This window comes from Longimicrobium sp., assembly GCF_036399935.1.
Classification (GTDB): domain Bacteria; phylum Gemmatimonadota; class Gemmatimonadetes; order Longimicrobiales; family Longimicrobiaceae; genus Longimicrobium.
The window spans coordinates 19,753-42,932 of the sequence record NZ_DASWMD010000002.1; the positions used below are offsets into that span (position 1 = coordinate 19,753).

Below are 23,180 nucleotides of genomic sequence, written 5' to 3' on the forward strand. Positions count from 1 at the left end.
GCGTTGACCAGAGCGCCGGAGCGAGCGCATTCCCCATGCCACGATTGACCCCTGGCACGATCGCCGGCGGATCGGCCGCTCAGGCCGGGACGGCGAGCGTCTGCAGCACGGGGCGCATGGTGGCGGTGGATGGCGCGAAAAGGGACAGCTGGTCCGCATCCGCGAAGACGGCGGCGAAGTCGGCGGGAGTGAGCGCGCGGGCCAGGCGCGCCGCGAAGGTGGTGCGGAGCACGCGCGCGTAGTGCGCCACGTCGTAGTCGCGCGGGTCGGCGCTGGAGGCGGCGTCCTCGTCCGCCGAGGGGACGACCGACGCGCCGCCGCCCTGAGTGCGATAGACCCGCACCCGCTCGCCGACCCGCCACGTCGTTCGCCCGCTGGCCAGCAGCGCCTCGTACGCCAGCTCGCGGCGGGTCTCGCGCGTTTCGGCGTAGCGGGCGGGCGACTTGGTCAGCCGCACGCGCGAAGACACGTCGAACGTGGGCAGCTCGCGGCGGCGGAGCGCGGTGACGGTGGCGAGATAGGTGTCGCGCACCCCGCCCACGTCTCCGGCGAACAGCTTCAGGAGCGCGGCTCGCAGGAACGCCTCGCCGTACGGCTCCGCGCGGCTGCTGCGGAAGGCGACACCGCGCAGCGTGAGCGTGCCATCGTATCCCAGCAGCGCGTAGTTCTTGGGCTCGTGCGAAAGCATCGCCGCATAGCGCCCGTCGAACTCCAGCTGCACCAAGGGCGGCAGCAGCGTGGCGACCTCCGCCACCACGCGCCGCTCCTCGGCCTCGGTCCAGCCCTCGGGGACGGCGAAGTACACGCCGTCCGTGTCGGCTTCCAGCAGCGTCACCCCGCGCGCGGCCAGTTCGCGGCACATCATCCCCAGCATCTCGCGGCCCCGGCGCGTTACCTCGTTCGCGGCGTGCACGTCGGCGAAGCGCGTGAGCTCGCCGCCCGCCGCCAGGTAGCCGTACGCGGAGTTCACCAGCAGCTTCATGGCGGCGGACATGGCCTCGTGCGTGTGGCGCTCGGCCGAGCCCGGGGGCGCCGCGCGGCCGCGGGCCTTGGCGGCCAGCCGCTGCTCCACCAGCCGGTCCACGAGCGCGAGCAGCGCGCCCACCGAGTCCCGCGCCGGCCCGATGCGGTAGGCGCGCATCAGCGACGGGTACAGGCTGGCGACGTCGGCCTTGACCACGCGGTGCGCCACGCCGGTGGCGAACAGGTGCAGCGCGGCGCCGCTGTGGGGCGTGCCGTCCCCCGCCTGGTGCGCGGGGAGCGCGGCGCCGGCGCGCAGGTAGGCCCGCACCAGCAGCGGGTCGATGACCCCCGTCGCGGGGCCCGCATCCGCCAGCCGCTCGTACCGGCGCGGGGCCATCCGCGCCAGCGCGAACGCCGCGCCGCCCAGCAGGTGCGCCAGGCCGGCCACCTCTTCCACGTCGTCCGTGGCGTAGCGGCGGATGCGCTCGGGGTCCGTGCGATAGACGGTGTAGATCTGGCTTCCCGGCACGTACTCGCGGTCCGGCGCGGCGATCCCCAGGTGCCTGGCGACGGCCTTGAGCCCGTGCCCCGGCAGGTCGCGCGACGCGAAGTCGTAGCGGATCACCGCGTCCAGCGTGTCGATCAGCTCGCGCCCCGGCGCAAGAAAGCGGACACGTCGCGATGCGTCGCGCGAGTCCACCGTCCCCCGCCGCGCCGCCCGCTCCCGCAGGCCGAATCCGCCCAGCCGGCCCAGGTCGATCTGCACGCCCAGCCGGCGCGCGCGGGTGGCGAGAAAGGGAAGATCGAACCCGTGCAGGTTGTGGTTCTCGATGACGTCGGGATCGGCGTCGCGCACCGTCTCCACCAGCTCGCGGATCAGCTCCGCCTCCGCCGCGTCACCTTCCCCGCGCGCCTCCAGCACCTGCGTTCTGCCGTCCGTGAAACGCACGGCGATCATGAACACGCGGTTGCGCGACGGGTCGAGCCCCGTCGTTTCCAGGTCGAACTGCAGGCGGTGGAGCTGGTGGAAGGCCAGGTCGCGGAAGTACGTCCGCCCGGTGGCCACCAGGTACTGCTCCTCCGGCGGCAGGGCGAGCACGCAGGCGCCGCCCAGCTCGCGCAGGTGCCCCACCTGCCGGCCCAGGCGCCGCGACGCGCCGTGGAGCACGGCCTGGGCGAGTGCCCTGCCCTCCTGGGCGGAGACGAGGAAGCGTAGCGTTCCGGGACCCTCCAGCTCGCGGAACCAGACGCGGCCGTCGGGCGTGCCTTCAGGGGCGAGCGAGGAGCCGACGTGGCGCAGGTCATCCAGCCGGTCGAGCAGGATCCACGGCCGGTAGCGCTCGTCTTCCCGGACCAGCATGCCCGTGTCCGGCAGGCGGCGCCACACGATCGCCCGTCCGTTCGGCTCCGCCCACACGGAGACGATCCCTGGCGTGGGATCCCACCCCCACAGCCACTCGTCTTCGCGCGTGGCCTGGGCGCTGGCCGCCGATGCGGAGTCCGCGATGTGGTCAGGCTCCGGGTTCATCTGGATGGGCGAGAGGATGGCTGGGGCGGATCGCTGCGTCGCACTCCGAGCGATGGAATCGGCTTGCCGCGAACGCGGGATGGAAGTTAAGTAGCAACGGGCCTTCGAGTCAGCCCCGGCACGGGCGGAACGCGGGTCCACACCAGCCATCCACCAGAAAAAGCGCCACGATGCACCAGGAAACGGGGCTGATCGCCCTGGTCGCCGTTGGATTCGGACTCGCTTTCGTCCTGGGCGTCGCCGCCCACCACCTGCGCCTTCCTCCGCTGGTGGGATACCTGGTGGCGGGGGTGGCCGTCGGGCCGTTCACGCCGGGGTTCGTGGGCGACGCCGCGCTGGCGTCGCAGCTGGCGGAGATCGGGGTGATCCTGCTGATGTTCGGGGTGGGCCTCCACTTTTCGCTCGACGACCTGCTGGCGGTGCGAAAGATCTCCGTTCCGGGCGCCCTGGCGCAGCTCGTGGCCGCCACGGCCATGGGGGCGCTCCTGGCCCGCGCGTGGGGCTGGCCGTGGGGACAGGGGCTGGTGTTCGGGCTGTCGCTGTCCGTCGCCAGCACGGTGGTGCTGCTTCGGGTGCTGGAGCAGAAGGGAATGGTGGACTCGGCCGAGGGACGCATCGCCGTCGGCTGGCTGATCGTGCAGGACCTGGCCATGGTGCTGGCGCTGGTGCTTCTGCCCGCGGTGGCGGGGGTGCTGGGCGGAACGCCGGCGACCGCGGGCAGCGAAAGCGTGGGCCTCGCCGTGGCCCTCACCCTGGGCAAGGTGGTGGCGTTCCTTGCGCTGATGTTCATCGTGGGACGGCGGGCCCTGCCCTGGCTCCTGGGGCGCGTGGCGCACACCGGGTCGCGCGAGCTGTTCACGCTCAGTGTGCTGGCGGTGGCGATGGGCGTGGCGGTGGGCGCGGCGGGGCTGTTCGGCGTGTCGTTCGCGCTGGGGGCGTTCTTCGCCGGCGTGGTCATCAGCGAGTCGGACCTGAGCTACCAGGCCTCCGCCGACGCCCTTCCCTTCCAGGACGCGTTCGCCGTTCTCTTCTTCGTGTCCGTCGGCATGCTGTTCGATCCCTCGGTGCTGGTGCGCCGGCCCCTGCAGGTGCTGGCGGCGCTGTCCATCATCGTGGTGGGCAAGTCGCTCGCGGCGCTCGTCGTCGTCCTGGCGTTCCGCTACCCCGCCCGCACCGCCCTGGTGGTGACGGCCGGCCTGGCGCAGATCGGCGAGTTCTCCTTCATCCTTGCCGGGCTGGGCGGCACGCTGGGGCTGCTTCCGGCCGAGGGGACCAGCCTGATCCTGGCCGGCGCGCTGATCTCCATCACCATCAACCCCCTGGCCTTTGCCGCGGCGGCGGGGCTGGAGCGCTGGGTGCGCGCCAGCCCCCGGATCGCCGAGCTGCTGGAGCGGCCCGCGGGCGCCTTGGGCGAGCTCCCGACGGGGGTCGACGAGGCGGCGCTTCGCGACCACGTGGTGCTGATCGGGCACGGCCGGGTGGGCGCGCCGGTGGCCCGCGCGCTGGAGCGGCAGGGCATCCGGTACGTGGTGGTGGAGCAGAACCGGGGCGAGGTAGAGGCGCTGCGCGCGCGGGGGATGCCCGCCCTGTTCGGCGACGCCACCCGCCCGGGCATCCTTCACCACGCGCGGCTGGAGCGGGCGCGCCTTCTCGTCGTCTCCGCGCCCGATGCCTTCCAGGCGCGGCTGATCCTGGACCATGCGCGCAAGGTGAACCCGCACATCGACACCGTCGTCCGCACGCACAGCGACCAGGAGCGGGCCCACCTGGAGCGGCGGGGCGTGGGCCGGGCGGTGGTGGGAGAGCGGGAGCTGGCCCTGGCCATCATCCGCTATGCGTTCGGCGCCTTCGGGGTGAACGAGAACATGGCCGCGATCGCCGCCGAGACGCTTCAGCTGCCGGACCCGCACACGGGCCGCCGCGATGAGCCGGGCAGCGGGGTCCTGCCCTGAATCAGGGCTCCGCGCGCCCCGGCATCTCCAGCAGCTCGCGGTAGAACTCCAGCGTCTGCTCCGCGATGGCTCGCCAGCTGAATTGAGCGAGGACGCGCTCGCGGCCCGCCCGCCCCATGGCCGCCCGCCGCTCCGGCGCATCCATCAGCTCGTTGACCGCGGTCGCCAGCGCCAGGGAGAACGCCTCCGGGTCGCGGGGCTCCGCCGAGCCGCCGCCCTCCGCGTCGAACGCCACGAGCGTCCCCGTCTCCCCCGGGACCACGATCTCGGGGATGCCCCCGACGGCCGAGGCGACGACCGGCGTTTCGCACGCCATCGCCTCGAGGTTGATGATGCCGAAGGGCTCGTAGACCGAGGGGCAGACGAAGACGGCGGCGTGCGAGTACAGCGGGATGATGCGGTCCTTGGACAGCATCTCGCTGATCCACACCACGGGCACCGGCGCGTCGCGCTTCACCTCGCTTACCAGCGCCGCCATCTCGCGGCCGATCTCCTCCGTGTCGGGGGCGCCGGCGCACAGCACTACCTGCACGCCCGGGCGCAGGTGCCGGATGGCGCGGACCAGGTGGAGGATGCCCTTCTGCCGCGTGATGCGGCCGACGAAGAGGATGATCGGGAGATCCGGGTCGACCCCGAGCGCGCGGAGCCCGCCGGGATCGAACCGCGGCTGGTACTCGTCGGGATCGATGCCGTTGTAGATCACCCGCACGCGCTGCGGGTCCACCCCGTACAGCGCCTGCACGTCGTCCTTCATGGCGCGGGAAACGGCGATCACACCGTCGGCGTTGCGGTAGGCGGTGCGCTCGATCCAAGTGGTGGCATCGTACGCGGTGCCCAGCTGCTCCACCTTCCAGGGCCGGTGCGGCTCCAGCGAGTGGGTGGTCAGCACCAGCCGCGCGCCGGTCAGCGGGCGCGCCAGGCACCCCGCGAGGTGCGAGTACCAGGTGTGGCAGTGCACCACGTCGGGCGCATCCACCGCCCCGGCCATGGCCAGGTCGCGCAGCAGCGCATCCAGCAGCCGCTCGTGGCGCGGGTCGCGCGCGGGGAGGCGAAGGGCGGGCGCCACCCCGTGCACGCGCAGGTTGCCCTCCTCGTGCCGCTGCTCGCCGAAGGACAGCACCTGCACCTGGTTCGCGCCGCCCTCGGCGCGGGCCAGCTCGCGGGCCAGGTACTCCACGTGCACGCCGGCGCCGCCGTAGACGTGCGGCGGGTACTCGTTGGTGAGCTGCGCGATGCGCAGGGCGCGCGCGCTCATATGATTGTGCCGTCCGGGATCTCGGCGTTCTTGACGACCACCACCACGCCGTCGCGGATGAAGAAGCCCGGGCCCTCGCCCTCCACCACCCGCGCCACGTTGGTGATCACGCAGTTCCGGCCGATGGAGGCGTTCTTGTCGATGATGGCGCCCTCGACGATGGAGTCCTCGTCCACCCCGGGGCGCGGGGGTCCCTCCACCCGGTTGCGGCTGCCGGGGTCCTCCCAGCGGTAGTAGTCGGCGCCCATCATCACCGTGCGGTGCACGCGGGTGCGCGCGCCCAGGTACGAGCGGATGCCGATGACCGACTGCGTGATGTCGCTGTCGATGATCACCGAGGCCTCGCCGATGATGGACGCGTCGATCCGCGAGCGGGTGATCTTGGCCGGGGGAAGCAGGCGCGCGTTGGTGTACAGCGGCATCTGCTCGTCGAACAGGTTGAACGCCGGCTGCGGGTCGGTGAGCATCAGGTTGGTGTCGAAGAACGACCGCACCGTGCCGATGTCGTTCCAGTATCCCTTGAACGGGTACGACACCACCTTCCGCTCCTGGATGGCGAACGGAATGATGTGCTTGCCGAAGTCGTTGGCCTCGCGGTGGCCGTCCAGCAGCTCCTGCAGCACGTCGCAGTCGAAGATGTAGATGCCCATCGACGCCAGGTAGATGCGTCCCGCGCGTTCCAGCGCGGGCTCCACCGGGCTTTCCTTGCCGCGCAGCTCGGAGAGGGGCGGCTTTTCGTAGAACTCGGTGATGCGGTGCTCGGCGTCGGTCTTCAGGATGCCGAAGCCGGGCGCCTCGGCGGCGGTGACGGGGGTGGCGGCCACGGTGACGTCGGCGCCGGTGCGCTTGTGGTGCTCCAGCATCAGCCGGTAGTCCATCGTGTACAGCTGGTCGCCCGATAGGATGAGCACGTGGTCGTGCGCGTAGCTGCGGATGTGCAGGTTGCTCTGGCGCACCGCGTCGGCCGTGCCCTGGTACCAGTGCTCGGAGGTGGGCGTCTGCTCGGCCGCCAGCACCGTCACGAACCCGCCGCGGAACCGGTCGAACAGGTACGAGCGGGCGATGTGGTCGTTCAGGCTGGCCGAGTTGAACTGCGTGACGACGAAGATGCGGTTGAGCCCGGAGTTGATGCAGTTGGAGATGGGCACGTCCACCAGGCGGTACTTGCCCGCCAGGGGAACGGCGGGCTTGGCGCGCTGCGCCGTCAGCGGGAACAGGCGGGTGCCTGCGCCGCCACCCAGGATCACTGCAAGAACTCGGTCCATGGAACGAGAAAGCCGGAAGTGAGGAACGGCCGCCCGTCCGAGGGCGGCGATGCCCGTGCTAGCTGCAAAGTACCAGCCGCCGCGCCCCGCCGACATGCCTCCGGGCCCGGTGTTGTCACGCTTCTGCAGGTGTGACGCGTCGAGACCTGTCATCCTGAGGCCCAGGCGCACCGTACCCGCCCGCACGCCGGGCCTCGCGGGCCGAAGGATCCAGCCGCGGACACGTACAAGCCAGGGCGCGGCAGCGGTCACCGCAACCGAGGCCTCGGCTGCCGTGGGGCCCTCACCCGGCCGCGTTGACACGCATACCCCCTCTCCCACAAACAGCGTGGAAGAGGGGGTACGCTTCAGCTCGTTGCTGCATCCAAACCAATGGAGCACAACAGCTTGTCATCCTGAGGCCCAGGCGCACCCTACTTGCCCGTGGCACGGACTCGGCGGGCCGAAGGATGTAGCCGCGCACACGTAACAGCCTGGGCGCGGCAGCGGTCACGAAGGCCGGGGCCTCTGCTGCCGTGGGGCCCTCACCCGGCCCTCACGCGGTGAAGATCTGAATCAAGTTGTCGATGCTGTCCTCCACTCCGTTGCAGCACAGGTAGGCCACGCCGGACCTGGAGTAGCTGTACATGCCGGGGTAGGGCGAGCAGTTCAGCGGCTCCACGGCCCAGTAGCGTGCGTCCGACCACCTGCTGTAGACGCCCACGTACGAGTTGCCGTTGTAACTGAGGTAGTACCCCTTCCAGGTCCCGTTGGCGACGACGATGTAGTGGTCATTGTAGTAGGGGACGAGCACGTACTTGGTCCTCGCCGAGTCCTCGATGCGCGCCCAGCCGCTGTCGTCGATGTTGACGTAGTTGCCCGTTTCCTGGACCATCAGGAACGCAGATGATCCGCCCGAGAGCCGGGCCAGGCCAGCCTCGAAGTGCTTGTGGATGGTCTTCGGGTCCTCGCCCGGCAGGGTGCCCTTGTCAAGGGCGGCCGTGGCGTGGAACGGACCGGAGGGTTCAGTGCGGGACATGTTTGCTCCTTTCCTAATGGTTTCAGGATGAAAGCCCGGAGACCACGCCGTACCGACGAGGCTCCCGGCAACAAGGCATCGGTTCTCGACGCCCTGTCCTGTACTATACGCTCCCGCTTCCCAAAACGAAACGCCCGCACCGCACTTCAGGAAAAAATTCCGCACCGGACGCGACAACTGATGCGAAGGCGCACGCGGTCGCTCCGCGCCCGCCAGAGAGCGCGAGAAGGCCGCGGAGCAAGCCGCCCGCAGCACCACGTCCGCCACCACCGAGGTCGACGAGCTTCGGTGCAGCCGGGTAGGACGTGGCATTCCGGTCAAAATAGGGAGGGAGGGCACCGCCCCTTGGTAGCCCCTTTCCATTCAGAGCAGAAGAATCCTCCCGAAGATAAATCGTCGGCTTCCATCCGGGCGGAGGTCGAAAACGCCCGGACATCGAGGCCTCTGCACGAGTGCCCGCTACCGCGCCCCGGCTTGGAAGCTCCCGCGGCTGGATCCTTCGCCCCGCGAGGCACGGCGTGCGGGTTGGTTCGGTGCGCCAGGGGCTCAGGATGACAGGGTTGGTCGCCCGCCCCGGGGCTCCGGGCACACACCGGACTGGCTCCCTTCCCCCGCGCGGTTTGCGGGGGAAGGGCTGGGGATGGGGGGCACCCGCCGTCGCACCGGCCCCGGCCGACCCCCCCCCACAGCCCACAAGAAACGGCGGCCGCCCCGTGAAGGGCGGCCGCCGCGGACGAGGGATGGACGACCGGCTACCCTGCCGGTCGCCCCCTCGGATCAGAGCTCGTCGTCCAGGTCCTCTTCGTCGAGCTCGTCGTCGAGGTCGTCGTCGAGATCGTCGTCGTCCACCTCGTCGTCGAAATCCTCGTCCTCGTCCAGCTCGTCGTCGTCATCCGGCGCCTCGAACAGGCGCTCTTCCCAGCCCTCGTCCTCGTCGTGCAGCCCGCGCCGCGCGACCACCACCCCTTGTTCACCCATCCAAGCCTCCCTCGGTTCCGTGTTGGTTGCTCCTGCTCCGTTCGCCCCACCGCACAGCATGGACCAGCGGCGAAGTCCCACGCCCGCCGCCGTCCCGCCGTGCCTCCGCACGCGCCGGCCTAGCGCAGCCGAACGCGTGCCAGGTGCATGCCCGCCGCGTCGCGCACGGACAGGTACACCACCTTGCCCCTTCCGAACCCCACCAGCGTGTAGCCCTGCGGCAGCTGCAGCCGCGTGACCATCTCGCCCTGGCGGTCGACCACGTCGTACACCGGGCCGCCGGGAACCCGCCGCACCGGCACCGCGCGAATCCACAGGTTGCCATCCAGGTCCGCCCGCGCCGATCCCCCGCTGGCGATGGGGGGACGATAATCCGGAAGCTCCGACGCGGGAAGGACCGAGACCTGCCGCAGCGCCGGCGGCGGCGGGGTACCCCCGCTGAAGAACACCGTCGGGGGCGCGACGCAGGCCGGCGTTCCGCTGGATGTCGAGCCCGGAGCCCCGCCCGGCCCCGCGCCCGTCGGCGCGGTTCCGCCGACGACGACGGTGGCGCCCGGCGCCGGCGGGCCCTCGGGTCGCGGACGCATCGCCGGCTGCTCGCCGGGCGCGCAGGCGTACGCATACGTGGCGGGAAGCGTCATCCCCGGCGGAAGCTCCCACCCCCTGGCGATGAAGCCGGGAGGCGGAACGTAGCCCTGCGGCACCGCGAACCCCTGCGGATACGGCCGGTTCACCGTGTTCACCCAGCGGATCGTGGCCGTGGCGTACTCCGTGGCCGCGGACTTCTGCTGCTCTACCCGCACCGAGTCAACGATGCGCTGCTTGTCTTCGTCCGTCACCCGCTGCCATTCGTACGGCAGCTTGGGCGACGAGGCCAGGGTTCCATCCGCTCCCAGGTACTCCACCCGGTAGTCCTGCGCCCGCACGACCGCCACGGTGCCGTCGGCGAGCACGGCCCAGTCGTCGCTGGCGGGAAGCGGGTTGATGGCGTTGTCGACGCTGTACCTTCCATCTCCCGTCCGGCGCACGGTCATCGCCGTTTTGGGCGTCCGCAGCGTGGCCAGCGTATCGGCCGTGCGGGTATCCAGGTCCACCGCCACCACGAATGCCGAGTCCGGGTCGGCGGGAAAATAAGGCACACCGCCCGGCGGCGGAATGCGCGGGGGCGGCGTGATCGCGGCCACCCGGTACACCACCCGTCCGCGGGCATCCACCGCCGGCCATCCGTACGGCCCGCGCTGGTTCATCACGTACGGCAGGTCCTGCACCCGCCAGACGGAGCGCACGCGGACCAGCCTGCCGGCGGGGTCCAGCACCAGCATGGCGTACGACGCGGGATCCACGAAGAGCGTGGAGTCGGCGCGGTAGGGGATCAGCATCCCTGGCCGGGTGCCGTAGGTGGTGGCGACGTCGGTCAGCGAATCCAGCACCACGCCCACCATCTGCAGGGTGCTGTCCATCAGCAGCAGCCGGCGGCGCGCGCCGTCGTTCACCAGGATGCGCCCGTCCGCCAGCTCGCGGACGCCGGTGATGGCGCCCAGCGGCTCGGTGGATAGCGACGAGGCGGTGGTGATGGCCTCCACCGGCGGCCCCGGCGCCCGGGACGGGGCCCCCGGCGCGGGCTCCCCCTGGGCCGCGGCGGCACAGGCAAAGGCGGCGGCGGCGCAGGGAACGGCCGCGGCCAGCAACGCGCGGCGCAGGATTCGGTTCATGGCCCGACGCTGGTGCGCGTGATGGTGACCGTATTGCCGCTGCTGACGATGGTTTCCGAGAAGCCGCCCGCGAAGCCCGCCGGGGCGCCGCCCACGTAGGTGCCGGTGCCGCTGCGGAGGGAGGCCAGGTAGCGGCGGTCCAGCAGGTTCAGCACGTCGGGTCCCAGCTTGCGGCGCTGCTCGGCGGTCAGCAGGTCGCGCACGGCCGGGCCGAGGTCCATCAGCATCTCGATCTGCGCCCGCCGCGCGCCCAGCCAGGTGCGGTACGCCTGGCGCTCGCCGAACTGCCCGGGAAGCGCGGCCAGCTCGCGGGCCACGGGGGTCCACAGCGAGTCGGCGCGGTAGGTGTAGCGCCGGTTCATGGAGGCGATGCTGTCCGCCTGCGGCGCGGTCAGGCGCAGCGAGTCCTGCTCGCGGAGGACGGCCGCCATGGGGTTGGTGACGCTGTTGGTGCCCATGCTCCGCAGCAGGCCTTCCGGCATGCGCGAGCCCGGGAGCGTGCGGCCCGCGCCCAGCTGATGGGCGATGGTCTGCCGCTCGCGCGTGGGGCCCAGGTCCATGCGCATCGACAGGGTGACGACCACGGGGAGTCGCATGGACTGGAACCGCGGGTTCGAGGCGCCGAAGCGCGGGTTCACCTCGTAGCGGTAGCGGCGGGCCACGGGGTCGAAGCCGCGGACGTACAGCAGCGACGGGTCGGAAAAGGCGTTCTGTCCCCATCCCCTCAGGCTTCCCGACCCGTTGACCAGGAGGTCCGCGGCGCCCAGGGGATTGGAGATGGAAAGCGAGAGCGAGCTGCGCGGCGGCAGCCGGAACTTGGCGCGGTCCAGCGTAAGGTTCAGCGACGCCCCGGAGTTCCACGGCCCGCGGCAGCTGTTGCGCGCGGCGATGGCGCCGGCCTGCCGCTCCAGGCAGCGGCGCGTGGCGGCCGGCGCGTCCTCCATCAGCTGCCGCATCCCCTCCGCCAGCGCGGGGTCGGGCGCGGCATCGGGCGAGTAGACGAAGGCGCGGTCGTTGAACGACGCTCCGTCGCCGTTCACGTCGCCCGCCACCATGGGCGTAAAGGCGCTGCCGGAGCGGAACCACCCCGTCCAGTTCACCTGCACGGCGCCGAAGAAGTCGTAGCGCAGCCCGTAGTTCACCTGGTGGCGGCCCTGCGCGGGCGCGGCCCAGTCCACCTCCAATGGATTCCCCGCGGTGCTGCTGAACCCCGACACCTGCTCGCGGATGTGCGACAGGGTGTACGCCGCGTTCCACCCGAACCGGCTGCGGCCGCGGGGGATGGGCGAGAGGCGGACGGAAAGCTGCGCGGTGCGCGAGCGCAGGTCCGACCGCACCTCGTTCACGGTCGAGAACGCCTGGGAGATGCGGGCGCCGCGCGTGGCCGTGCTTCCCGTGGCGGGAACGATGCTCGCCGGGTCCACGAAGACCGGGCGCCCTTCGTCCGCCAGGGTGAAGCGGGGGTCCGGGTCGAAGTTCAGGTCCACCATCCGCTGCTGGCGCTCGTTCAGCGAGTACGTTCCCTCCACCCCCAGGGTGAAGCGTCCGCGCAGGACGGCGCCGTTCCACGACAGGTTGCTGCGGATGGACCGCTGGGGGCGGAAGTCCGGGGAAAAGAGGACCACGTTCGGCGCGGCGTTGGCGAACTGCGTCCCCGAGCTGCCGTCGGCGCAGTGGCCGGGGATCGCCGCGGGATCGTCGTACGCATCCCAGGCCGGCACCGGGGCCGCCGGGCCCACGCAGACGATCTGCTGCGTTCCGCCGGGGAGCCCCGTGGCATCCATCACCTGGCCCAGCTGCCCGGAACCCAGCGCGTTCGTGAACACGCCCACGCCGCCGCGGATCACCGCCCGCGGCCGGCGCGCCGCGCCGGCGTAGCTGGCGATCTCCTGCGCCTTGCCCACCGTCCACGAAAAGCCGAAGCGCGGGCTGAGCGACACCGGCGCGGGAAGCCGGTCGTTCCGCCGGCCGAACACCGAGTCCACCCGTGGGTTGCGGTCCGGCGCGGTGGTGAAGCGGCCGCCCTCGGCCCGCAGCCCGTACTGGAACTGCAGGTCGTCGCTGCGGCGGTACGAATCGCCCAGCGAAACGGCGCCGGTCAGCACGCCGGTGCGGCGCGCGCGGGCGCCCAGCGTGCGGGTGAACGAGGCCGGCCGGCCCGCCTCCAGGTCGGCGAGGGAATTGAAGGTGAACGAGCCCAGCAGGTTGGACGACGGGTCGTGCTCGCTGCCGGAATACTGCAGCTCGCTGGACAGCTTCAGGGGGTGCTTGTTGGCGTCGTCGAACCAGGACAGGCTGTTGCGAAAGCTGGCGCCGAGCGACGACGAGGCGGAGCTGAGCCCCTGGTTGCCGCCGAACACCAGGCTCTGCACGGCGCCCGCGCCCTCGGCGAAGTCGGAGCTCACGCGTACGCGCCCCGCGGGAAGGTCCGCGAACGGCTCGCCCCCGTCGCGCGACAGGTTCACCCCGGCGGACGTTTCCACCAGCGTCAGGCCGAAGTAGCCGCTGTGCCGGGCCTGCACGCCGCCGCCCCAGTTCATCCGCTCGCCCCCCGCCGACGCGAGCTGCGTAGCCCCGCCGCCCACCGGCGACTGACGCCGCCAGTTGCCGTTGAAGGCGAGCCCGAACGACTGCCCGCTCGCCGAGCTGGGCGGCGAAACGTCCACGCTTCCCAGCAGCGAGCCGTTGTCGTTCAGCCGGGCGTCGCGCGCCGGGCCGCCGGCCAGGGGAACCTGCTGCGCGCGCAGGATGTCCATCAGCCGCGCCACCGAGTCCGGGGCGATCCCCGCCGTCTGCAGCCCCAGCCCGCTGGTGCTGCCCAGCGTGCGGTGGTCGCGGGACTGCCGCCCCAGCTCGTACGAAAGGTTGTAGAACGCCCTGTCGCGGCGGATGGGGCCCGACAGGGTGCCGCCCAGTGACAGGGTGGCGTGCTCGCTGCCCAGCGCCCGGCCGGCGGGGTCCGTCCACTGCAGCTGCGGCGCGGTCGCCAGCAGGCTCATCCCCCGGGTGCGGAAGTTGGAGCCGGGGCGCGAGCCGATGTCGAAGCTGCCCCCGCTGAACCCGCCCCGCGACGGGTCCATCGGCGAGGTGGTGAGCGACGCCGAGATGGCGGCGTCGCGCGGCAGCGTCCCGGTGCCCGCGGGCATGCCGTTGAGCGTGGTGTTGTTCTGGTCCGCCCCCAATCCAAGCACCGAAAAGGCGTCCGCCTCGCCCTCCAGCCCGGGCACCAGCACCACGCCGGGGAGCGTCGCGGCCATGGCGGCGATGTTCCCCTGCTGCTCCGGTGGCAGGTCGCTCATTGCGACGGCGCGCTCCGTTCCGCTCACGTCCTGCGTGCGCTGGTTTCGCCCGGGCCGCTGCTGCACGGGCGCCGACACCACCACCGTGTCCAGCTGGACGACGGAAAGCCGCGCATCGGCCACCAGCACGGCCTCGTCGGCGAGGCGCTTGATCTCGAACTGGCGATAGTTGTAGCCCGGGACGGCGAAGCCCATCATGTAGTCGCCGGGCCCGCCGGGGAACACGACCTGGTATCCCCCTTGGGCGTTGGTCCGCGCCTCGCGCGTGACGCCGCCGGGGATGGAGGTGGCGCTCACCCGCACGCCCGGCAGCGGCTGCCCCTCCGTCGTCGTCACGCGCCCGCGGATGACGTCCACCTGCGTGGCGAGCAGCGTGGGCGCGGCGGCGAGCGCCGCGAGGATCACGACGAGCGACGCGAGCCGGCGGCGGAAAGGGCTGTCGGGCACTGCGGGGTTCGGTTCGGGAGGGGAGCGGCGGGAAGCAAAACGAGAATACCGGCGGGCGCCGCACAGGGCAAGCGCGCGGCCGCGAGGATGGCGCGCCGGAGGACGGGGCGGCAGATTGCCCGCGCCCATCCCATTCCCCGCCCGTGCACCCCGCTCCGTGACCGACACCCTCCCGCCCCACCCGTCCCCACCGGCCCGAGCCGTGCTTACCGCGCGCGAAGAACGCTTCGAGGCCGTTCGCCGGCGCGCCGGGTTCGTGCTGGCGCCGCTGGCGTTCGCGACCATCCTGCTGCTCCCCGCCGGCGGCATGAAGCCCGAGGCGCACCGGCTGGCCGCCGTCATGGCGGCCGTCGTGATCCTGTGGATGACCGAAGCGCTCCCCATGCCGGCCACCGCCCTGCTCGGCGCGGCGGCAGCCGTGGTGCTGCGCGTGGCGCCGGCCAAGGAGGTGTTCGCGCCGTTCGCCGATCCGCTGATCTTCCTGTTCATCGGCTCGTTCATCCTGGCGCGCGCCATCTTCCTCCACGGGCTGGACCGGCGGGTGGCGTACGCCGTCCTGGGGGCGCGCTGGATCGGCGGGCGGCCGTCGCGGGTGCTGCTGGCGTTCGGCGCCGTGACGGCCACCCTGAGCGGGTGGATGTCGAACACCGCCACCACCGCGATGATGTTCGGCATCGGCATGTCGATCCTGTCGGTGATGACGGCCTCCGGCGGGGTGGGCCGCCCCACGGTGGACCCTCGCTACGCCACGGGGCTGATGCTGATGACCTCGTTCGCCGCCTCCATCGGCGGCCTGGCGACGCCGGTGGGTACGCCGCCCAACGTGATCGGCATCGGGTTCATCCGCGGGATGGTGAAGCAGGAGATCACCTTCTTCGAGTGGATGGCCGTGGGGGTGCCCGTCGTGGTGCTGCTGTTCATCTGCCTGTACCTGTACATGAACGCCCTGTCCCCGGCGGGCGTCGCCGTGCTGGGCAACAGCGCCGAGGTGATCCGCAGCGCGCGGGCGGAGCTGGGGCCATGGTCCAGCGGGCAGCGGTCGGTGGCGCTGGCCTTCGGGCTTACCGCGGTGCTGTGGATCACCCCCGGCCTCTTCGCACTCACCCTGGGCGAGGAGAGCGCCGCGTACCGCGCCATGGGCGCGCGGCTCCCCGAGTCGGCGGCCGCGCTGATCGGGGCGCTGCTGCTGTTCGTGCTCCCCGGCGACGGCGGCGCCCGCGCCATCACCTGGGACGACGCGGCGCGCATCGACTGGGGGGTGATCCTGCTGTACGGCGGCGGCTTCGCGCTGGGCGTGCTGTCGTTCCAGACGGGGCTGGCCGAAGCGGTGGGCCGCGGCCTGACGGGGTTTCTGCCGCTGCGCGGCGAGTTCGGGCTGCTGCTGGCGTCGGTGGTGGTGGCCGTGCTGGTGTCGGAAACCACCTCCAACACCGCGTCCGCCAACATGGTGGTGCCGGTGGTGATCTCCATCGCGGTGGCGCAGGGGATCGATCCGCTGCTTCCCGCGCTCGGTGCGACGATGGCGGCCAGCCTGGGGTTCATGCTGCCGGTGTCCACGCCGTGCAACGCCATCGTGTACGGCTCCGGCTACGTGCCGCTGATGCGGATGGTGCGCTACGGCCTTATCCTGGACCTGATCGGCATCGTGGTCATCACCGGTGCCGTGTGGCTGCTCGCGCCGCTGGTGCGATAGGCGCGGCCCAACGTCTTACTACGCCCGCGGAGCTCGACCGCTTGTGGCGGCCCTTTGGCCCGTGTGGCCGCGGGATAGCGTCGAGGGAGAGGCATCGTGCACGGCTGTACGCAGAACGCCCCGGCAATCACCGGGGCGTTCCGCGTACAAGGATGAAGGAGCTGATCAGGCGGTTCATCAGCCGTGCCCGGAAGGAGGCCGGGGGTAGCGTCGGCATTCTATCACCACCTGGCCAAACCTGATGCAAACATCGTGCACCGTCCGCGGAGGCGGACGCGCCGGTACGGCGATCTCCCGCCAGCACCTTGCGCGCGTCGACGCGGGACACGGCACACTCACCTTACCGGCACGTTCTTATGGGAATCGCGCGCACGAGGAGTGCTCGCCCGAACGCCCACCCGTGCCCCCTCTTCATCCCCAGCCGGAAAGGTTTCCATGCGCTACCGTACGCTCGGAATGGCCGCAGGATTGGTCGCGGCGCTCGCCAGCCAGTTCGTTACGCCGCGAAAATGCGAGGCCCCGGACACGCCGTCCGGGGCCTCGCGTGCGTTCACGGGCGTCGGGCTACCCGAGGCCGCGGCGCGATCCCTGCGCACCGGTGTGGATCGCGCGTGACCACGCCCCGCAACCCTGTTCCGTCATGAGCTTTTCCCTCCTGCGCTTCGGACTCACCGAGATGCTCTCGTGCGGCGCGGACCTTCGCCGGGCGGCGCTGGGTGCCACGTCCATCGAAGAGGTGGCCGACTCCGTCGTGCGCTACTTCTACGCACAGGCGCTCGGCGATGACGGGGAGCGCGAGTGCGTGATGGCGCGCTTCTACATGACGGTGCCGTTCGCGTCGCTGCCGCCGGAGTCGCAGCAGTTCGCCGCACGGTTCCTGGGCGATCAGCCCGCCGGGCCGGAGCTGCAGTGCCTGACCCTGCTGGGTACGGTGGGCGACGAGCCCGGGTGGAACTCGCGCTGGTCCTCCCAGGGGCACCACGCGATCCCGCTTCCCACGGTGGAGTTCGTGAAGAGCGCGCCGATGATCGCCGAGCTGGTGCGGGCGGTGGGGCTGGACGCCAGCGACGTGGTGTCGCCCAGGCCCGAGGTGCTGCGGGGGATGCAGGGAAAGACGTACAACGTCTTCTACGTCCGCGACGCCGCCGGAAGCCAGTACATCCCCGCGCAGGACTTCGTCGACCAGTACGGCGTGTGTTCCGTGCTGGGCTTCGGCGGCGTGCTGCTGACGGGCGAGTTCTACGCGGTGATCCTGTTCACCCGCATCGCCATTCCGCCCGAGACGGCGGACCGTTTCCGCAACATCGCGCTGGACCTGAAGCTGGGCGTCTCCGCCGCGCCCATCCAGGGCACCTTCATCCCGGACGAGCCCCCGCGCTCCATCGAGATCCTGGAAGACGCCTGATCCGCGCCGCCTACTTCTTCTCGTCGGGGTCGTGCACCATCTCGTCGATGGCCACCACGACGCCCAGGATCAGCCCGTCGTCCTGACCCGGCTGGATGTCGATGCCGTAGGTGTCGCGGAGGGTGAACCACTTCTTGGAGACCCGCGCCACCGTCTTCCCGCCGCGCTCCACCTCGTACTCGTGGTCCAGGATGTCGCCCTTGACCACCAGGTCGTCGCCGCCCTCCACGTCGACGATCCACTTGTCGCGGAACGGCGAGATCAGCGCCTTCCTGACCGTCGCGATGGTTTCGCCGCCGCGCAGCAATTTCATGCTGTCGCGGACGGCGATCTTCATTTCGCGGACGGTGACCACTTCCCTGCCCTGCATGTCGGTGATCTCGAACGTTTCGCGGATCGTCATCACCTTGCCGTCTACCTTGTAGACCGGCTGCCCGCGCTCGTCTTCGATCGTGTAGTCCTCGCCGATCGAGATCAGCCGCTGCTTCATCCTGTATCGAGCCATCCCACACTCCCATTCGGTTGATCCGCAACGCGAGCCGTTTGGGCGGGCAAGCTCTGCGCCCGACATCCTCGCTCCCGCTGCGGCGGGTATGGGTCCGTGCCGTGGATCCGGACGCGTTTTTGCCGCGTCTACCCGTGGTGCTGATGGCGGGCATCGCAGGCTGGCTGGCGGATGAGCGACTGCCGTGGTCTAGTCGTCGAACAGCCAGACCTTGATCCCTTCCGTGGGGACGGCCCCCGGCTTCAACGCCGCCCCTCATCCCGTTCGCGCAGCAATTGCTCGGCATACCCGCGCAGCTCGTCGCCGCCGACAGCCGCCACCCGATCGACCCACGTGGCAGCCTGCGCTTTGCGGAGAAGGTAGCCCTCCGGATGCGGCTCGAACCTGACCCTGTCGCCGGGTTCGAGCCCCAGATCCTTCCGCACGGAGGCGGGGACGACGATCTGCGATTTGCTGCTCAGCTTGTACTCGCGCATTTCTGCCTTCCCGAAGATGCTTGTACCTGAAAATAAAACCGTCCACTCCGAACGTAAAGCAGCTCGCGCGGATTCTTGCCCTCGCTGGGGACGCGCGTGTATAGGAAGGAGAGAAACCGTGTTGCAGCGAAAACCCGAGCAGGAACAGCCGTGCTGCGTATGAAGATCAACTGCATCGCCGTCGCGCTCCTCGTCGCCTCCTCCGCGCATGCGCAGCGCGGCGCCGTGTACTACCCCGGCCCGGGCGACGACTGGCAGCGGCGCACGCCCCAGCAGGTGGGGATGAACGCGGCGCTCGTCGACTCGGCCGTGGCGTTCGCCCGGGCCAACGAGAGCACCGCGCCCCGCGACCTGGAGCTTGCGCACCACCAGACGTTCGGGCGCGAGCCGTTCGGCGAGCCCGTGGGGCCGTTCGCCGAGCGCGGCGACCCGACGGGCATCATCATCCGCAACGGCTACATCGTGGCCGAGTGGGGCGATCCCCGGCGCGTGGACATGACGTTCAGCGTCACCAAGAGCTTCGTCTCCACCGTGGTGGGCGTGGCGGTGGACCGCGGGATGATCCGCTCCGTCAACGATCCCGTGGACCCGTACATGGCGCCCGTGTTCGTGATCCCGCCCGAGGGCGGCAACCGCCACGCTGGCGGCCTGGGCGAGGGCCGGGCGTTGCGGCTGTTCGACAACGAGCGGGAGCGGCGCATCACCTGGGACCACCTGCTGCGCCAGGTGAGCGACTGGGAGGGCACGCTGTGGGGCAAGCCCGACTGGGCCGACCGCCCGCTGCAGAACCCGCAGGAGTGGCTGACGAGACCCCGGAACGAGCCCGGGGCGGCGTACGAGTACAACGACGTACGCGTGAACCTGCTGGCGCTCGCCGCGCTGAACGTGTGGCGCCGCCCGCTGCCGCAGGTGTTGCGCGAGCAGGTGATGGACCCCATCGGCGCGTCCAGCACCTGGCGCTGGACGGGTTACGACAACTCGTGGGTGCTCATGGACGGGCAGGCCGTGCAGTCCGTCAGCGGCGGCGGGCACTGGGGGGGCGGGATGTTCATCGACGCCCGCGACATGGCCCGCTTCGGCTACCTGACGCTGCGCCGCGGCCGCTGGGGCGACCGCCGCATTCTGTCGGAAGAGTGGGTGAGGATGGCCACGACGCCCACCCCGGCGCAGCCGACCTATGGGTTCATGAACTGGTTCGTGAACACCGACCGCAAGTATCTTCCCAGCGCGCCCGCCACCGCGTTCGCGCACGTGGGCAACGGAACGAACGTCATCTACGTCGATCCCGAAAACGACCTGGTCGTGGTGGCCCGCTGGATCGCCAACAACGCCGTGGACGGCCTGGTGCAGCGGGTGATCGCCGCCACCAGCCGCCGCTGAACGAGAGGGAAGACCCGTGATTTCGACGCTGGAGATCGAGGTGCGCTCCACCGAGCTGGACGCGCTGGGGCACGTGAACAATGCCAAGTACCTGGAATACCTGGAGTGGGGCCGCTTCGAGTGGGTGAAGGAGAACGGGATTCCCCTGGACTTCTTCGGCACGTCGCGGCTGAGCACCGTGCTGGTGAACACCAACGTCAACTACCGCCGCGAGGCCAGGCTGGGCGACCGGCTGCGCATCCGCAGCTGGCTGGCGGAAATGGGCCGCAGCAGCTTTCGCGTGGGCCAGGAGATCATCAACCACCGGGACGAGCGGGTGGCCGACGCCATGATCACGTCGGTGATGTACGACACCCACACGCGCACCAGCGTCTACATTCCCGACGACCTGCGGGCGAAGCTGGAACCGCTGGTGCGGCCCTGAACAGAACCGGCGTGCTCACGGGTGAGCACGCCGGTTGCGGATGGGGCGCGGACGCGAACGGAATTTTCCTCTTTCCCGATTCAGGACCATGGCCGGATCCGCCCGTCCCTCGCCCCGAGACCCGATGTCGCCCACGAAGCGTTTCTGGGCGGCGATCTTCATCCTGCTGATCATCGTGGGGTTCGGCGCCCTGGTCCTGACGCACCTCAAGAAGCGCGAACCCGGCTCCGGCATGTTCGGCGCGGTAGACGCGCCGCCGGCTGTTACACGCTTCGGGTGAGCCGGTCCCCCACCATCCGCGCCGACACTTCCGCGGGGCCGTACCGAGCAGCGACGATTCGCTCGTACTCGTTGCGGTACTCGGCGAGTTCGAGCTCCTCGCCGGCAAGATCACTGGCCAGGTAGAACGGTTCCTCGTGAAAGATGAGGTCGGCGTCGTATCCTGCGGGGGGCAACTGCTCGAGCGGCGGGTTCTCGATGCTCTCGCGGTATCCCGCAACCCTGAGCACGGCTTCATCCCGCTCGAAGTTATGGAATGCTTGCAGGCAGTCCGTGACGATCGCCCAGAACGCGTGCTTCAAGGGTTCTGAATCCATGACACTACCGGATTGCTGTTGTTCAGGAGCGCTGCCGCGGTGCTCGTGTGAAAGCTGATCTGATCCACATCCGCGTGCAACAGTCGCTGCCGCCACGAAGACGCCACGGGACCGGCTACCATGTCGTACCAGTCACGCCCGCCGCGCCGCGTGTGATCGGGGCCGCCTGAGCGGCAGTGCGCGACGAAGCTCCAGAAATCCTCCGCATCGAACGAGCCACGTACGAACGCCAGTGTCTACAACGTGGCAAAGGCATCGCGGTCTACGTCGAAGCTGACCACCGCGGCCACTCTGCCCGGGACGCGCGTGGCGGCATGATGCGCCCAGGACTGCGCCTGCCGCTCGACCGTAGTCGTGTAGAAGCCCCGCCCGAAATCGGTGTTCTGACGCCCGAGCCGTACTTGCACACCTCCGGCGAGGATGTTCTCCGCGTGTACGAGCAGCGTTCCGTGGTACAGCCGTACGGGCTGATTGGTCCACTTCGCCGGTGGGAACAGGAAGCCGGAAACCATTTGTTTCTGCGCAGCTCGGACAGATGGATTCAGGAGCGATTTCACAGCTTGCGGCGCACCGGAAGGAGAAACGCACAGCGGCGACCCCGATAACCGGGAGCGCCGCTGTTGTCCTGCATCATCCGTCCACAGCGTGCGGGTACAAGCTACCGTGCGCTGCTCCCACCGTCAAGGTTTACGGTGTAGCCACCGTCAGAGCGGGATGTTCGCGTGCTTCTTGGGCGGGTTGCTGTCTCGCTTGTTCTGCAGCATGTCGAGCGCGCTGATCACCCGTGCCCGTGTTTCGCGCGGGTCGATCACGTCATCCACGTAGCCGCGGGCGGCGGCGGCGAACGGGTTGGCGAAGCGCTCGGCGTAGTCCGCCTGCTTGGCCTCCGCGGCCTGCGCCGGGTCGTCGGCCGAGGCGATCTCGCGGCGGTACAGGATCTCCACCGCGCCCTTGGCCCCCATCACCGCGATCTCGGCCGTGGGCCAGGCGTAGTTGATGTCGCCGCGGATGTGCTTGCTGCTCATCACGTCGTACGCCCCGCCGTACGCCTTGCGCGTGATGATGGTGACCTTGGGCACCGTGGCCTCGCAGAAGGCGAACAGCAGCTTGGCCCCGTGCCGGATGATGCCGCCGTGCTCCTGCGTAACGCCGGGCAGGAATCCGGGCACGTCCTCGAAGGTGAGCAGCGGGATGTTGAAGCAGTCGCAGAAGCGGACGAAGCGCGCCGCCTTCACGGACGCGTCGATGTCGAGCACCCCCGCCAGCACGGCCGGCTGGTTGGCCACGATGCCCACCGAGTGGCCGCCCACGTGCGCGAAGCCCACCAGGATGTTGCCCGCGTAGTCGGCGTGCACCTCGTAGAACTCGCCGTCGTCCACCACGCGGCGGATGACGTCGTGCATGTCGTACGGCTTGTTCGGATGGTCGGGAACGATGTCCAGCAGCTCCTCGTCGGCCCGGTCGAACGGGTCGTCCGTGGCGCGGCGAGGCGCGTCCTCGGCGTTGTTGCGCGGGATGAACTCGAAGAGGTGGCGGATCTTGTGAAGGCACTCCACCTCGCTCTTCACCGCGAAGTGCGCCACGCCCGACTTGGCCGCGTGCGTGGCCGCGCCGCCCAGTTCCTCCATGGTCACGTCCTCGTGCGTCACCGTCTTCACCACGTTGGGCCCGGTGACGAACATGTAGCTGGAGCCCTGCACCATGTAGATGAAGTCGGTGATGGCCGGGCTGTATACCGCGCCGCCCGCGCAGGGGCCCAGGATGGCCGAGATCTGCGGGATGACGCCCGACGCCAGGGTGTTGCGGAGGAAGATGTCGGCGTAGCCGCCCAGGGACACGACGCCTTCCTGGATGCGCGCGCCGCCGGAGTCGTTCAAGCCGATGACCGGCGCGCCGTTCTTGAGCGCCAGGTCCATGATCTTGACGATCTTTTCCGCGTGCGCCTCGCTGAGCGACCCGCCGAAGATGGTGAAGTCCTGCGAAAAGACGTAGACCAGGCGGCCGTGCACCGTACCGTAGCCGGTGACCACGCCGTCGCCCAGGTAGCGCTCGTTCTCCAGCCCGAAGCCGGTGGCGCGGTGCACCACGAAGCGGTCCAGTTCCACGAAGCTGCCGTCGTCGAGCAGCACGTCCAGCCGCTCGCGCGCGGTGAGCTTGCCGCGCTCGTGCTGCGCCTTGATCCGCTTTTCTCCGCCGCCCAGCTCCGCCTGCCTGCGCAACTCGTCGAGGTGCTCCAGCTTTTCCCGCATCGACATCGCGTGCCGCCCGTGCTCTCTCGTGGTAA

Annotated in this window: 19 protein-coding genes; 7 read left to right on the plus strand and 12 right to left on the minus strand. The window is 70.4% G+C overall.

All coding sequences use genetic code 11. The features are described from left to right. Positions 1–79 precede the first annotated feature (79 nt). Entirely contained in the window at positions 80–2,491 is a 2,412-nt protein-coding gene (locus VGB24_RS00545; protein ID WP_331071004.1) for a ribonuclease H-like domain-containing protein, read from the minus strand. Positions 2,492–2,661: 170 nt separating this feature from the next. Between VGB24_RS00545 and ybaL the strand changes: the two genes are divergently transcribed. Further along, a complete protein-coding gene (gene ybaL / locus VGB24_RS00550; RefSeq protein WP_331071005.1) occupies positions 2,662–4,443 on the plus strand; it encodes a YbaL family putative K(+) efflux transporter in 1,782 nt (593 codons plus the stop codon). Between the two features lies 1 nt (position 4,444). Here ybaL and glgA read toward each other — a convergent pair whose 3' ends face one another. The 6 genes from glgA to VGB24_RS00580 all read right to left on the minus strand — a co-directional run bounded on the left by glgA (position 4,445) and on the right by VGB24_RS00580 (position 14,417). Further along, positions 4,445–5,698: a glycogen synthase gene (gene glgA, locus VGB24_RS00555; protein WP_331071006.1), complete on the minus strand. Its 1,254-nt coding sequence runs from the start codon at positions 5,696–5,698 to the stop codon at positions 4,445–4,447. After that, positions 5,695–6,963 carry a glucose-1-phosphate adenylyltransferase gene (locus VGB24_RS00560; protein ID WP_331071007.1) on the minus strand — a complete coding sequence of 423 codons (1,269 nt, stop codon included), beginning with the start codon at positions 6,961–6,963 and terminating at the stop codon, positions 5,695–5,697. Before VGB24_RS00560 ends, glgA begins: the two co-directional genes overlap by 4 nt. Before the next feature lie 535 nt (positions 6,964–7,498). Next, positions 7,499–7,981, minus strand: coding sequence for a hypothetical protein (locus VGB24_RS00565; protein ID WP_331071008.1), 483 nt, complete (start codon positions 7,979–7,981; stop codon positions 7,499–7,501). A 777-nt stretch (positions 7,982–8,758) separates the two neighbouring features. Further along, the gene (locus VGB24_RS00570; RefSeq protein WP_331071009.1) at positions 8,759–8,959 is read right to left on the minus strand and encodes a hypothetical protein; all 201 of its coding nucleotides are present in this window, start codon (positions 8,957–8,959) and stop codon (positions 8,759–8,761) included. Positions 8,960–9,078: 119 nt separating this feature from the next. Beyond that, the gene (locus VGB24_RS00575; RefSeq protein WP_331071010.1) at positions 9,079–10,671 is read right to left on the minus strand and encodes a hypothetical protein; all 1,593 of its coding nucleotides are present in this window, start codon (positions 10,669–10,671) and stop codon (positions 9,079–9,081) included. Next, on the minus strand, positions 10,668–14,417 hold the full coding sequence (locus tag VGB24_RS00580) for a carboxypeptidase-like regulatory domain-containing protein (protein WP_331071011.1): 3,750 nt from the start codon (positions 14,415–14,417) through the stop codon (positions 10,668–10,670). The genes VGB24_RS00575 and VGB24_RS00580 overlap by 4 nt, the downstream gene beginning before the upstream one ends. A gap of 202 nt (positions 14,418–14,619) precedes the next feature. Here VGB24_RS00580 and VGB24_RS00585 point away from each other — a divergent pair, with 202 nt between their 5' ends. The 3 genes from VGB24_RS00585 to VGB24_RS00595 all read left to right on the plus strand — a co-directional run bounded on the left by VGB24_RS00585 (position 14,620) and on the right by VGB24_RS00595 (position 17,515). Continuing rightward, positions 14,620–16,110: a DASS family sodium-coupled anion symporter gene (locus tag VGB24_RS00585; protein WP_331071012.1), complete on the plus strand. Its 1,491-nt coding sequence runs from the start codon at positions 14,620–14,622 to the stop codon at positions 16,108–16,110. Positions 16,111–16,545: 435 nt separating this feature from the next. Then, positions 16,546–16,725: a hypothetical protein gene (locus VGB24_RS00590; RefSeq protein WP_331071013.1), complete on the plus strand. Its 180-nt coding sequence runs from the start codon at positions 16,546–16,548 to the stop codon at positions 16,723–16,725. 25 nt (positions 16,726–16,750) lie between these two features. Next, positions 16,751–17,515 (plus strand): hypothetical protein, encoded by a 765-nt coding sequence (locus tag VGB24_RS00595; protein ID WP_331071014.1) that lies wholly within the window; start codon positions 16,751–16,753, stop codon positions 17,513–17,515. A 10-nt stretch (positions 17,516–17,525) separates the two neighbouring features. On the opposite strand, the gene VGB24_RS00600 is transcribed toward VGB24_RS00595, so the two are convergent. Together VGB24_RS00600 and VGB24_RS00605 are read right to left on the minus strand one after the other, a co-directional pair. Beyond that, on the minus strand, positions 17,526–18,020 hold the full coding sequence (locus tag VGB24_RS00600; protein WP_331071015.1) for an LURP-one-related/scramblase family protein: 495 nt from the start codon (positions 18,018–18,020) through the stop codon (positions 17,526–17,528). Between the two features lie 242 nt (positions 18,021–18,262). Next, positions 18,263–18,496 carry an AbrB/MazE/SpoVT family DNA-binding domain-containing protein gene (locus tag VGB24_RS00605; protein ID WP_331071016.1) on the minus strand — a complete coding sequence of 78 codons (234 nt, stop codon included), beginning with the start codon at positions 18,494–18,496 and terminating at the stop codon, positions 18,263–18,265. 159 nt (positions 18,497–18,655) lie between these two features. On the opposite strand from VGB24_RS00605, the gene VGB24_RS00610 reads away from it, so the two are divergent. The 3 genes from VGB24_RS00610 to VGB24_RS00620 all read left to right on the plus strand — a co-directional run bounded on the left by VGB24_RS00610 (position 18,656) and on the right by VGB24_RS00620 (position 20,580). Next, on the plus strand, positions 18,656–19,876 hold the full coding sequence (locus VGB24_RS00610; RefSeq protein ID WP_331071156.1) for a serine hydrolase: 1,221 nt from the start codon (positions 18,656–18,658) through the stop codon (positions 19,874–19,876). Positions 19,877–19,892: 16 nt separating this feature from the next. Next, positions 19,893–20,300, plus strand: a complete 408-nt coding sequence (locus VGB24_RS00615) for a thioesterase family protein (protein WP_331071017.1) — start codon at positions 19,893–19,895, stop codon at positions 20,298–20,300. Positions 20,301–20,424: 124 nt separating this feature from the next. Beyond that, positions 20,425–20,580 carry a hypothetical protein gene (locus tag VGB24_RS00620; protein WP_331071018.1) on the plus strand — a complete coding sequence of 52 codons (156 nt, stop codon included), beginning with the start codon at positions 20,425–20,427 and terminating at the stop codon, positions 20,578–20,580. Here the strand turns inward: VGB24_RS00620 and VGB24_RS00625 are convergent. From VGB24_RS00625 to VGB24_RS00635, 3 genes are all read right to left on the minus strand, one after another. Further along, on the minus strand, positions 20,564–20,896 hold the full coding sequence (locus VGB24_RS00625) for a hypothetical protein (protein WP_331071019.1): 333 nt from the start codon (positions 20,894–20,896) through the stop codon (positions 20,564–20,566). The two genes, VGB24_RS00620 and VGB24_RS00625, sit on opposite strands and share 17 nt — an antisense overlap. Before the next feature lie 236 nt (positions 20,897–21,132). Then, on the minus strand, positions 21,133–21,453 hold the full coding sequence (locus VGB24_RS00630; RefSeq protein ID WP_331071020.1) for a DUF3990 domain-containing protein: 321 nt from the start codon (positions 21,451–21,453) through the stop codon (positions 21,133–21,135). 147 nt (positions 21,454–21,600) lie between these two features. Further along, positions 21,601–23,145: an acyl-CoA carboxylase subunit beta gene (locus VGB24_RS00635; RefSeq protein ID WP_331071021.1), complete on the minus strand. Its 1,545-nt coding sequence runs from the start codon at positions 23,143–23,145 to the stop codon at positions 21,601–21,603. Between the last annotated feature and the right edge of the window lie 35 nt (positions 23,146–23,180).

Excerpts from the sequence above, each read along its gene's own strand:
- VGB24_RS00545 (WP_331071004.1), bottom strand. The coding sequence starts at position 2,491 with ATGAACCCGGAGCCTGACCACATCGCGGACTCCGCATCGGCGGCCAGC.
- ybaL (WP_331071005.1), top strand. The coding sequence starts at position 2,662 with ATGCACCAGGAAACGGGGCTGATCGCCCTGGTCGCCGTTGGATTCGGA.
- glgA (WP_331071006.1), bottom strand. The coding sequence starts at position 5,698 with ATGAGCGCGCGCGCCCTGCGCATCGCGCAGCTCACCAACGAGTACCCG.
- VGB24_RS00560 (WP_331071007.1), bottom strand. The coding sequence starts at position 6,963 with ATGGACCGAGTTCTTGCAGTGATCCTGGGTGGCGGCGCAGGCACCCGC.
- VGB24_RS00565 (WP_331071008.1), bottom strand. The coding sequence starts at position 7,981 with ATGTCCCGCACTGAACCCTCCGGTCCGTTCCACGCCACGGCCGCCCTT.
- VGB24_RS00570 (WP_331071009.1), bottom strand. The coding sequence starts at position 8,959 with ATGGGTGAACAAGGGGTGGTGGTCGCGCGGCGCGGGCTGCACGACGAG.
- VGB24_RS00575 (WP_331071010.1), bottom strand. The coding sequence starts at position 10,671 with ATGAACCGAATCCTGCGCCGCGCGTTGCTGGCCGCGGCCGTTCCCTGC.
- VGB24_RS00590 (WP_331071013.1), top strand. The coding sequence starts at position 16,546 with ATGCGCTACCGTACGCTCGGAATGGCCGCAGGATTGGTCGCGGCGCTC.
- VGB24_RS00595 (WP_331071014.1), top strand. The coding sequence starts at position 16,751 with ATGAGCTTTTCCCTCCTGCGCTTCGGACTCACCGAGATGCTCTCGTGC.
- VGB24_RS00600 (WP_331071015.1), bottom strand. The coding sequence starts at position 18,020 with ATGGCTCGATACAGGATGAAGCAGCGGCTGATCTCGATCGGCGAGGAC.
- VGB24_RS00605 (WP_331071016.1), bottom strand. The coding sequence starts at position 18,496 with ATGCGCGAGTACAAGCTGAGCAGCAAATCGCAGATCGTCGTCCCCGCC.
- VGB24_RS00610 (WP_331071156.1), top strand. The coding sequence starts at position 18,656 with ATGAAGATCAACTGCATCGCCGTCGCGCTCCTCGTCGCCTCCTCCGCG.
- VGB24_RS00620 (WP_331071018.1), top strand. The coding sequence starts at position 20,425 with ATGTCGCCCACGAAGCGTTTCTGGGCGGCGATCTTCATCCTGCTGATC.
- VGB24_RS00625 (WP_331071019.1), bottom strand. The coding sequence starts at position 20,896 with ATGGATTCAGAACCCTTGAAGCACGCGTTCTGGGCGATCGTCACGGAC.
- VGB24_RS00635 (WP_331071021.1), bottom strand. The coding sequence starts at position 23,145 with ATGCGGGAAAAGCTGGAGCACCTCGACGAGTTGCGCAGGCAGGCGGAG.